This window comes from Peribacillus acanthi, from assembly GCF_003073175.1.
In the GTDB taxonomy this organism is placed as follows: Bacteria; Bacillota; Bacilli; order Bacillales; family DSM-1321; genus Bacillus_BN; species Bacillus_BN acanthi.
The window spans coordinates 11,916-22,578 of sequence record NZ_QBBX01000010.1 but is presented as its reverse complement, the minus strand read 5'-3'; the positions used below and the strand labels follow the sequence as shown (position 1 = coordinate 22,578).

11 protein-coding genes are annotated in these 10,663 nt (G+C 36.3%); 8 read left to right on the top strand and 3 right to left on the bottom strand.

Annotation, left to right across the window (positions count from 1 at the left end; translation table 11 throughout):
• The 3 genes from DBX25_RS21320 to DBX25_RS11545 all read left to right on the top strand — a co-directional run.
• Positions 1 to 255: L-serine ammonia-lyase, iron-sulfur-dependent, subunit alpha (locus DBX25_RS21320; protein WP_240620260.1), on the top strand; the 255-nt coding region annotated here is incomplete at its 5' end.
• A 549-nt stretch (positions 256 to 804) separates the two neighbouring features.
• Complete coding sequence (locus DBX25_RS11550) at positions 805 to 1,152, top strand: MerR family DNA-binding transcriptional regulator (RefSeq protein WP_240620259.1); 348 nt, start codon at positions 805 to 807, stop codon at positions 1,150 to 1,152.
• On the top strand, positions 1,149 to 1,607 hold the full coding sequence (locus tag DBX25_RS11545; RefSeq protein WP_108670957.1) for an SRPBCC family protein: 459 nt from the start codon (positions 1,149 to 1,151) through the stop codon (positions 1,605 to 1,607). The genes DBX25_RS11550 and DBX25_RS11545 overlap by 4 nt, the downstream gene beginning before the upstream one ends.
• A gap of 217 nt (positions 1,608 to 1,824) precedes the next feature.
• Here the strand turns inward: DBX25_RS11545 and DBX25_RS11540 are convergent, their stop codons facing one another.
• The 3 genes from DBX25_RS11540 to DBX25_RS11530 all read right to left on the bottom strand — a co-directional run bounded on the left by DBX25_RS11540 (position 1,825) and on the right by DBX25_RS11530 (position 5,548).
• Complete coding sequence (locus DBX25_RS11540; RefSeq protein ID WP_108670956.1) at positions 1,825 to 3,171, bottom strand: GntP family permease; 1,347 nt, start codon at positions 3,169 to 3,171, stop codon at positions 1,825 to 1,827.
• A 116-nt stretch (positions 3,172 to 3,287) separates the two neighbouring features.
• Positions 3,288 to 4,823: a gluconokinase gene (gene gntK, locus DBX25_RS11535; protein ID WP_108670955.1), complete on the bottom strand. Its 1,536-nt coding sequence runs from the start codon at positions 4,821 to 4,823 to the stop codon at positions 3,288 to 3,290.
• The gene (locus DBX25_RS11530; protein ID WP_108670954.1) at positions 4,820 to 5,548 is read right to left on the bottom strand and encodes a GntR family transcriptional regulator; all 729 of its coding nucleotides are present in this window, start codon (positions 5,546 to 5,548) and stop codon (positions 4,820 to 4,822) included. Before DBX25_RS11530 ends, gntK begins: the two co-directional genes overlap by 4 nt.
• Positions 5,549 to 5,807: 259 nt before the next feature.
• Between DBX25_RS11530 and DBX25_RS11525 the strand changes: the two genes are divergently transcribed.
• The 5 genes from DBX25_RS11525 to DBX25_RS20925 form a co-directional block, all read left to right on the top strand.
• Entirely contained in the window at positions 5,808 to 7,277 is a 1,470-nt protein-coding gene (locus tag DBX25_RS11525) for a protein adenylyltransferase SelO (RefSeq protein ID WP_108670953.1), read from the top strand.
• Between the two features lie 31 nt (positions 7,278 to 7,308).
• Positions 7,309 to 7,803, top strand: a complete 495-nt coding sequence (locus DBX25_RS11520) for a GNAT family N-acetyltransferase (protein ID WP_108670952.1) — start codon at positions 7,309 to 7,311, stop codon at positions 7,801 to 7,803.
• Between the two features lie 505 nt (positions 7,804 to 8,308).
• A complete protein-coding gene (locus tag DBX25_RS11515; protein ID WP_108670951.1) occupies positions 8,309 to 8,725 on the top strand; it encodes a VOC family protein in 417 nt (138 codons plus the stop codon).
• Positions 8,726 to 9,124: 399 nt separating this feature from the next.
• Positions 9,125 to 9,682, top strand: a complete 558-nt coding sequence (locus DBX25_RS11510; RefSeq protein ID WP_108670950.1) for a GNAT family N-acetyltransferase — start codon at positions 9,125 to 9,127, stop codon at positions 9,680 to 9,682.
• Between the two features lie 620 nt (positions 9,683 to 10,302).
• Positions 10,303 to 10,663 (top strand): MEDS domain-containing protein (locus DBX25_RS20925; protein ID WP_205685221.1); only part of this gene is annotated, 361 nt, incomplete at its 3' end.

The following is a 10,663-nucleotide window of genomic DNA, read 5'->3' as shown; positions in this document are numbered from 1 at the left end:
ATTCAAAACACGATTGGAAATGTTTCTGGAATGATTTGTGACGGAGCCAAGGCCGGCTGTGCCATGAAAGTATCCACGTGTTCAAATGTGGCTGTTCAATCCGCCATGTTGGCACTAAATGATCAAGAAATTAAATCTACGGACGGATTCATCCATGATGACGTGGAAAAAAGTATCGAAAGCTTCTGTAAGCTAGGAAACGAAGGTACGAGACATACGGATGAAGTCATCTTGAAATTGATGATGGAAAAATAAATAGTTTGGAATATTTTTAGATACAAGAATTTTAATGAGTTGCTGCGGCAACTCTTTTTCTTTTTTGAGTTGTGATATTTAATTTAATACGGCGAATGTAGCTTTAAGTACCAGAAATGTTATCAAAACTCAGCATATTTAATCAAATATGAGAAACTTTTATTGAATTTATGCATTATCACATCTTTTCTACGCTGAAACCCATTATCCGTTAGGAAATTTAATAGATTTTTGGAAGGTGATTCAGGTCATTATCGAAATGTAAAATTTACAATCGAAACTGAGAAAATATAATCAATTCATGGGAAATAACAACGAAACGAGCAAAAATAATATCGAAAATCTCCAAATATCGATTTTTCGACAAATAGCTACTAGAACTCTCTCTACACAAATTCAGCATTTTTGTAAATAAAGAGCGGTAACGACAAAGGTTATGGTTACAATATAAATATCGCTAATAGTTTAATAAGCTATGATATTGGGTTGGAAAAAATATTTATTGACCTTGTGGTGTACCCCACAGTTTATGATTGATAAGGGAGGCGAATGATGTATAAAACTAGTGAGTTTGCTGAATTGACTGGATTAAGCAAAGAAACTCTACGATATTATGCAGAGGTTAAATTACTAGAACCTGCATTTATTAATCCGAATAACAACTATCGTTATTACGATGATGGAAGCTATTTTCTTGCCATCCTTTTAGTCAAATTAAGAAGATTCGGATTTACAATCCAGGAGATGATTTCTGTGATGGAGGATGAGTCATTCGCACATTTAGAAGATTTATTAATTCAAAAAAGGAAAAAAATTCAGATGCAAATAGAAGATCTTCGTCTACAGACTCTTGAGATAGATGAATTTTTGGCATCTGGGAAGGAGGAGAATGAATGATTGAATGGAAAGAAGAAATAATCATCGATACTAGTATTGAAAAGGTATGGGCATTATTTTTAGATAAGAACATCAAGAAAATTATGCCGAAAGTAGAAGAACATACACTAATTGAAGGGGAGGAATGGCAGGTCGGAGCAAAGCATCAACAGAAATATCGCGAAGGAAAGCGCGTCGAAACCTATTTGGTTGAAACTTTAGCTTATGAAGATCACGAAGATAAAAAGGTAAAGACCATTAGCTTTGTCCTAGGAAAGGCATTCCAAATTACTTTAACTTTTACCTTAATAAAACTTGATGAAACACAAACGAAATTTATTTATGAAGGTCAAAATAAAGGAGTTAATTTTGTTGGAAGAGCAATGCTAAAGCTCGGTAGCCAGCAAAGTAACAATAAAGTTGTGCAGGACTTCATGGATAAAGTGAAACACGAAGCTTTGATAGGAGAGGTATAACTTATGTGGTAATCTTTGTATGCTATTCTTGAAATAGTAATTCGAGCCGGGCTTATTAATATTAGATCTATCAAGTCATTTGTAATTTCATAAACATTTATATATGGTTATCATTTTTGTTCAGATAATGGATCTATGTTTTCAATAATAAGTTATTCATCGATTTTTAATTCATGAAAAAGGGTCAGCTCCCCTTGTATGGGACTGACCCTTTCATTTATACAAATAAGCTCAATAATAGAATAAATCCTAATCCAGCCACTGAAATAATCGTTTCAAGTAGTGTCCATGTTGCAAATGTTTCCTTCATGCTTAATCCAAAGTATTCTTTAAACATCCAGAAGCCTGCATCATTTACGTGGGAAGCTATTAAACTACCAGCTCCAGTTGCAAGTACAACAAGTGCAAGATTCACGTCAGATTGACCTAACATCGGGATGACTAGTCCGGCAGTGGTTAAAGCTGCAACAGTTGCGGATCCTAGTGAAATACGTAAAATTGCTGCGATGATCCAAGCTAATAAGATAGGAGATAGGGATGTACCCTTGAATAATTCAGCTACATAGTCACCTACACCTCCATTAATTAATACTTGCTTAAAGGCACCGCCGCCACCGATGATCAATAACATCATACCAATATGTGTAATGGCAGTTGTACAAGATTCCATAACTGTTTTGATTGGAATATTTCTTGCTAATCCCATTGTGTAAATAGCCACTAATAAAGAAATGATCATGGAAATCGATGCGTCACCAATAAAACGGATAATTTCAAGAGCACGATTATCTTCAAAGCCCATTGTTTGTTGAACTAAAGTTATTATTGTAGCAATTGACATTAAAATAACCGGAAGCATTGCCGTGAATACACTGATACCAAAACCAGGAGTATCTTCAATCTTAAATACTTTTTGTTCACCAAGAGAAGCTATATTACCAGTTTTATTGAAGGATTCAGGAACAATTCTTTTAGCAACCTTTGAGAATAGAGGTCCAGCTAACAGCACAGTTGGAATTGCAATGATGAACCCGTAAAGTAACACTTCCCCAAGATTTGCTCCATATTCTCCAGCGATTACTGTTGGTCCCGGGTGAGGTGGCAAGAACCCGTGTGTAACGGATAAAGCAGCTGCCATCGGAATTCCTAGGAATAATATTGATACTTTTAATTCTTTAGAAATCGCAAACACAATTGGAATCAACAAGACTAAACCTACTTCAAAGAATAAAGCAACTCCAATGATGAATGCAGCAACTACTACAGCCCATTGAATATTTTTTTCACCAAATTTATTTACTAGAGTCATAGCAATACGTTGGGCACCGCCGGAATCTGCTATTAACTTACCAAGCATCGCACCAAGTCCGAAAATTAACGCTAAGTGACCAAGTGTTCCACCTAAACCAGCTTCAATCGTTTTGACAATTTCCCCTAATGGCATACCTAGAGCTAAAGCAACACCAAACGATACGATAATTAAAGAAATGAATGTGTTTAACTTAAAGCCCATTATTAGTATCAATAACGCTAAAATACCAATTGCAACTATAACTAATGGCATAATAATCCCCCTCGAAATGTATGTGATAATTGAATAATGCAGGAATGGATTAGACACCCATACTTTGTAGCATTGTCTAGATTAGTAGAAGAGAGAAGTTCATCCCCATTGAAATCTTACTTAATTAAGCTCCGTTGATAATTCGCAATCCTTGCATAATCATCTTCTAAAGCTCTAGATAGGTTTATGAAGATTGGCACTAATTGACGATACTCTTTTGCTGCCTCTTCGTTAGGTGAATGCATATGAGTACTGCCAATCATTTCAGATACGACTTCAAAAGAGTCTATTTTCCCTGTGGCATATAAGCCTAAGATGCATGCTCCTAAACATGAACTTTCGTAGCTTTCTGGCACTACTACCTCCAAATTGAAGATATCGGACATCATTTGTCTCCACACATCGGACCTTGCGAAGCCACCAGTAGCTTGAATTCGGGTCACAGGACCTTCCATTGATTCAACCAAGGCTAAAAATACGGTGTAAAGATTGAAAATGACTCCTTCAAGTGCTGAACGAATCATATGTTCCTTTTTATGAGACATCGTTAGGCCGAAAAATGATCCACGCACATCTGGATTCCATAAAGGGGCACGCTCGCCAGCTAGGAAAGGGTGAAATAGCAATCCATCAGCTCCTGGCCTAACGAGCTCTGCAATTTTGGTCAAGACATCGTACGGATCGATGCCAAGTCTTTTAGCAGTTTCCACTTCAGAAGCAGCAAACTCATCTCGAATCCAGCGGAGAACCATCCCTCCATTATTAACAGGACCTCCAATTACCCAATGATCCTCGGTCAATGCGTAGCAAAAAATTCGACCTTTTTCGTCCGTTTGGGGTTTGTCGATGATGGTCCGGATGGCTCCACTTGTCCCAATTGTGACGGCAATTTCGCCTTTACGTATCGCATTGACCCCAAGATTGGAAAGTACGCCATCACTTGCACCAATCACAAATGGTGTATTAGGGGAAATTCCAATCTGTTTTGCTAGTTCTGGATTGCAGTCTGTAAAAATCTTAGTCGTTGGTACGAGATCGGATAATTGCTCACGTGATATGCCTGCAATTTTTAAAGCTTCTTTATCCCAATCCAATGCTTTTAAGTTCATCATCCCTGTGGCAGAAGCGAGGGAATGATCGACTACATATAGATTAAAGAACTTTTTAAAAATGAATTCTTTTATTCCAATGTATTTTTTTGCTTTCGAAGCGATTTCAGGATAATCATTTACAATCCACGCGATTTTGCTTAATGGTGACATCGGATGGATTGGCGTTCCTGTACGTTTATAAACTTCATGTCCATTCAACTCATCTTTGATTTTTTGAGACCAAGCTTCACTTCGATTATCTGCCCAAGTAATACAAGGTGTCAGTGGTTGATCCTGTTCATCCATAACAATAACACTATGCATGGCACTGCTAAAGGAAATAAACGAGACTTGTTGAGGATCATGCTGTTTCATAATTTTCGAAATAGCAGTAATGACAGCCTGATAAATTTCCTCTGGATCTTGCTCAGCTGTTGAAATATCTGGGGTGTAAAGGGGGTATCCAATATTCTCCTGTCGGATAACTTCACCTTTCTCACTGAATAAAACAGCTTTGGTGCTAGTCGTTCCGATGTCTACCCCTAACATATAGCTAGTCACTTTTCTTGCTCAACTCCTTTGGAAAGCATTTGTTGTGACCTCCATAGGTCTTCAACTTTACCTTGAACATCATCAAAGTTTTGATGTAAAGATTGGATCATGAGTTCTCGTTTCTTAGTTTTGATTGCTTCTATATAAAGTTCATGATTATCGATAATACGTTGAAAGTCTTCATACTTTTCCTTAAATCGTGCACGCATCGATAAAAGAATCAGCGCTTCCATTACTGGTTTTGCGTTGTTCCAAATCATCATGATATAGGAATGGTTGATGGCACCGATGATCGTTTCATGGAAAAGTACATCCTGATAGGAGAATTCATCGGCATCTTTATATTTAATAGCGATTTTCATCATTTCGAGTATTTTACTCAATTCAAGAACCAAATCAGTAGTGTTAACTTTCACAAGACGTTCAAAAACAAACGTTTCTATTAGTAAACGTACATCATAAATTTCTTCGATTTCCTTCTCGGTCAATCCGATGACTACCGCACCCATTCTCTCTAAACGAATCATATTTTCAGATGCGAGTACTTTCAATGCTTCGCGAATGGGGGAGCGACTGACATTAAAATCAGCAGCTAGTTTATTTTCTGAAAGGATGGTACCGCTTTCAATTAATCCTGAAATAATCCGCATTCTTAATTCATAAGTTACGCGATCTCCTGTGGAAACTTTTGAAAGCCATTTTTGTGGATAAAGGTACTCATTGGTTTCTGTCATACGTCCACCTCCTTGTTTTACGAGTATACTTGTATACAAGTATTATAGAACGGATTAATAATTTTGCAAGCGTTTTCTAAATGCAGATTTTATGGCTTATGAAATTTGTCTTAAAATGAAATAGTAAAAAGTCGCCATCTTCGTGTGGATAGGGTATGTTAAATGGGAATAGGTTAGACACTAAAAGCGGCCGAGAGAAGAAAAGTATTCTATACATTAAAGGTAATGAATCTATAAAATCGGAAGGAGAGAGGAAGACATGACAAACGTACATCCAGAAGTAGGTTGGAGCTTTGAGAATAGCTATAGCCTTTTGCCAGGAAAGCTTTATTCCAGGCATAATCCCACCCCTGTACGTGATCCGAAGTTTGCCATTTTGAATGAATCACTGGCAAAATCGTTAGGGTTAAACGTCAATGCGTTAAAAAATGAAGAAGGATTGGATGTGTTTGCAGGAAACAAAATCCCTAATGGAGCTCAACCACTTTCTCAAGCTTATGCAGGACATCAATTTGGGCATTTTAATATGTTAGGTGATGGGCGGGCAGTTTTGCTTGGCGAGCAAATCACTCCTTTAGGTGAAAGGTTTGATATTCAGCTAAAAGGTCCTGGTCGTACACCTTACTCTCGTGGAGGAGATGGAAGAGCGGCACTTGGACCGATGCTTCGAGAATATATTATTAGTGAAGCGATGCATGCACTGGGCATTCCTACAACCCGTAGTCTCGCAGTAGTGTCAACAGGTGAGTCCGTATATCGTGAAAAGGTACTACCAGGTGCCATCCTGACGCGTGTTGCAGCTAGCCATCTACGTGTTGGAACCTTTCAATATATTGCACAATGGGGAACTGTTCAAGAACTACAGGCTTTGGCTGACTATACATTGAACCGCCATTATTCTGAAATCAAAAACACTGAGCAGCCATATCTTTCATTACTTCAAGAAGTTATCAACCGTCAAGCCAAGCTCATCAGCAAATGGCAATTAGTTGGTTTTATCCACGGAGTGATGAATACCGATAATATGACCATTAGCGGAGAAACGATCGATTATGGTCCTTGTGCCTTCATGGATACATATGACCCTGCAACAGTATACAGTTCCATTGATCGACAAGGACGCTATGCTTTTGGCAACCAACCGTATATAGGCGTGTGGAATTTGGCACGCTTTGCAGAAGCATTATTGCCATTGTTACACGAAGAGCAGGATCAGGCAGTAAAACTGGCGGAGGACGCTCTTTCCGAATTTTCAAAGTTGTATAAGGCAAAATGGATAACGGGAATGAGAGCAAAATTAGGGATCTTTAACGAAGAGATGGAGGATGAATCTCTTATTGACGAACTCCTTGATTTGATGAAGGAGCATAAAGCCGATTACACTAATACATTCAGGGTATTAACATATGAAAAGATAGAGAATTCACCCCTGTTTGAAACTTCTAGATTTTCCAAGTGGCAGGAAAATTGGCAGGCACGGTTAAAGCGACAAGAGGAATCAATCGAATCTTCTAAAAAGTTAATGCAAAACAGTAACCCTGCTGTTATTCCACGAAATCACAAAGTTGAAGAAGCATTGAAAGCAGCTGAGGAAATAGGGGATTATAGCGTGATGGAAAAATTACTGGCTGTCCTTTCAAACCCATATACGCTCTCACCAAACCAGGACGCATTTTGTACACTTCCTAATCCTTTAGACGGACCTTATCAAACTTTTTGTGGGACTTAAATTAAGTGAGTTGAAAGAGTGAGGAGAATTCATGAATTGGTCATTAAGACAAATGAAACTGGAAGATGTACCAATTTTTTTAGAATGGTATAACGATGAAGAGCTTCACAATACCGCAAATGCAAAAAAATTCAAACCATATTCACTAGAGGAACTGACGGAATATTGGCGAGAAAAATTATCTCGTTCAAATGCAACATACTACTCAATTTTATTGGATGACAAAGTTGTTGGGAGAGCTGGTTTAAAAAAGCCGAAAAATGACGATGAGACTTCCGTTGAGTTTTCCATTGTTATCGGAGTTACTACATTGCATTCAAAAGGCCTGGGAACTAGAGTGACTGAGAATCTTGTAAAAGAAGCATTCCTTGAACCAGAAAATTCAGCCGTTTTCCTAGGCGTCCGTCAGGATAATAAGCGTGCAATCAGATGCTACGAAAAAGTTGGTTTTCAAATATCTAAAGAGTATATAGAAAATCATGTGGAAATGTACGAAATGAAAGTGGAGAGAAATAAGATATATTGAATTGCGAACATTCAATAAGGTGATAATGTCTTTATTTTGTGTCTGTAACTCCAGTCATAATATAGGCTATCATTAACATGAAGCTTTAATTTTTAATCTAGACTAAAACTGCCTTTTTATAAAGCTATTGTCTACAAAATATACAAAAAAATAAATAGTTCATAATCATGCTGCCCTAAATGGCGGCTTTTTTTGTTATCTAAAAAGGGTATTTTTGTAAAATAAAGGATAGTACTTATCGAAAATAGAATTTATTAATAAATAATAGAAAAAACATGAATGTGTCATGATTTCACAGATTTGATCTTAAAAAATGACAAAGTATAAATGGTAAAGCAATAATTCCTAAGAGGTGGATTTCGTTTGGGATATTCTAGGTGAACATCATTTTAAAAGGATAGATTTACCCTTTTTATTGTAAACACACACTAGGGGATTTTTGAACTTATGTGCAATGATTCTTATGGATAGAAACTAATACATAATTGAAAGGGAGACTGAAAAAATGAGTGGAAAATTATTAAGAATAGGAACAACCTATATACCAGTATCAAATGTTGATCTTTCTTCTTACTGGTATGTAAATAAATTAGGAGCAGAGTTAAGTTACAAAGATGAAGACAAAGCTATTTTAAATCTTGCCAATCAAAGTTTTTTTCTTGTGAAGTCTAATGAAAATCAAAGCGCCAATTTCTTTGATATTCATGGGAATGAGCGTTTTTCATTAACTTTTGAAGTTAATGGATTAAAAGCATTAGAAGCTATACATAGGGATTTTAAGCAAAATGGAATAAATGTTGGAGAGATTGAAGATAGGGGACATGCAGGAAGGAATTTTGTTTTCTATGATATAGATGAAAATAAATTTGATGTATGGAGTGAACTTAGTCCAAAATTTAAAGAAAAATATCTTAATCTCTAATTAATATCCAATTGAAATAATAGCAGAGAAAAGCACAATTCCAGTACGGAGAAATTGTGCTTTATAACCTTTAGAAATCTCTGTTCCGTCATGAATGATTGTTTCAACCAGCAGTAGCACTCTATGTTTTGAAAGTTCCCTTATCAAAGGCTTCAAATCATTCCGATTAATATAAGGAATTTGAAAATTTTGCTTTGTATTTTTTCAATTGCAAAATTTACAAGCATCATTTTATTAATAACAATCTAGCATAATATATTTCTTTTTGTTGAGTATTCTCGTTGCGACAATTATCATTAATCTATCAAAAGAATAAGGGGATGAGGTATTGCGTACGGTTATTGGTCAATCAGAGATAAAGAGGTGTATTTTGACTAATTCAACTAAGGAGAAATAAAAATGAAAACTATTTTTAACCCTAATCTTTTTCATGGTAAAAGAATACGGCTTACAGGTTCGAGACATGAAGACACTGAAGTGATGAATAGATGGCAAGAAGATTCGGAATATCTTCGTAATGTTGATACTGAATATGCTTATCCTAAACCATTAGATGTGAATTCAGAAGAAAAACCTTATTCAAACGAGGTCTCTTTTCGAATAAGAACCATTGAAAATGACCACCTAATTGGGTTTGTCACAATCCATAGCATTGAATGGAATAATCGAACAGGTACTTTAGCTATTGGGATAGGAGAGTCTGTTAACCGTAATAAGGGATATGGAACAGAGGTAATTCAGCTTATTCTACGTTATGCTTTCCACGAATTAAACTTAGATAGAGTAGGTTTGGAAGTAATAGAGTATAACAATAGTGGAATTAGAGCATATGAAAAAGTTGGTTTTATCCAGGAAGGTAGAAAAAGATCGGTAGTATATAGGGACGGAAAAAGATTCGATGTTATAGTAATGGGAGTATTGCGGTCCGATTGGGAATTATCTCAACTCCAAAAATAACTAATGAACAATAATATTTGTGTAATTTAGAGAGCTATTCAATATATAAATGGCTCTCTTTCTTTTTAAGAAGACTGTTAAAAAGTCCATTTTTGATTTTTGCAGTTTGTTGATTGAAGTGGAAAACGCTTGACTCCTGGAGGATTAGCCATACAGGCTCGGCTAACGCCCTGGAAAGCAAGCGTCTGGAACGGAAATGAACAGGCAAGTTTAACAGAGCCTCTAAGGAAAATGGGAGTTTAGAAAAAAACTATGCAATTAAGGGAGAGTTCATTTATTGCGAATTCACTCACCATCAATTAAACGATCACATTAATTTGTGAGAACAAACCATTTAGCTAACGACTTAACTAACAAGGTAAGTAATATTACAGGATATATTACTAGACAGGTTCTACGTTATTCACTCTAAATGTTTATTCTGCCTAAATAATGTTACATTAAGATTAAATGAAAAATCATGAGAGTCAATTCATTCAGATGACAACTTCAAGGATTGATTTCTGAATTCAAATACAACGTGTTCTCTTCTATGATAATATGTTACTACCACTTACAATTGATTAGAACTAGACCACCGTTGGCTGTATTGTAATTGAATTTTTCAAGGAGGAATCAAGGTGGGAGAGAAGATCACCGTACAAACCAGGAAGCTAGAGACGACACCTGGTGGACATATTTTTTATGAATACACCAATCTTGAAACCTATATAACTAATACCGTCTCCTATATCATTAATGGAATTGAAAACGGAGATCATGTCATAATTATTGAGAATGACTTCATTTTCCCAAGGATTCAAAGGGAGTTAGAAAAGGAATTGTGTAGAGAGGACCTTGCAAAGGTACACCGTGTCAATAACTTTGATTTCTATTGCTTCGGAGGCAATTTTAATAAAGAAACGGTCATTTCCTATTACAAAAAATATGTAAATCCATTCCTGGAAAACCATATTAGCATCCGGACCTGGGCCCATGTTG

What these genes read in the sequence shown, in the direction of transcription:
- DBX25_RS11515 (WP_108670951.1), top strand. Translation starts at nt 8,309, where the DNA reads ATGAGTGGAAAATTATTAAGAATAGGAACAACCTATATACCAGTATCA.
- DBX25_RS11545 (WP_108670957.1), top strand. Translation starts at nt 1,149, where the DNA reads ATGATTGAATGGAAAGAAGAAATAATCATCGATACTAGTATTGAAAAG.
- DBX25_RS11550 (WP_240620259.1), top strand. Translation starts at nt 805, where the DNA reads ATGATGTATAAAACTAGTGAGTTTGCTGAATTGACTGGATTAAGCAAA.
- DBX25_RS11530 (WP_108670954.1), bottom strand. Translation starts at nt 5,548, where the DNA reads ATGACAGAAACCAATGAGTACCTTTATCCACAAAAATGGCTTTCAAAA.
- DBX25_RS11525 (WP_108670953.1), top strand. Translation starts at nt 5,808, where the DNA reads ATGACAAACGTACATCCAGAAGTAGGTTGGAGCTTTGAGAATAGCTAT.
- DBX25_RS11540 (WP_108670956.1), bottom strand. Translation starts at nt 3,171, where the DNA reads ATGCCATTAGTTATAGTTGCAATTGGTATTTTAGCGTTATTGATACTA.
- DBX25_RS11520 (WP_108670952.1), top strand. Translation starts at nt 7,309, where the DNA reads ATGAATTGGTCATTAAGACAAATGAAACTGGAAGATGTACCAATTTTT.
- DBX25_RS11510 (WP_108670950.1), top strand. Translation starts at nt 9,125, where the DNA reads ATGAAAACTATTTTTAACCCTAATCTTTTTCATGGTAAAAGAATACGG.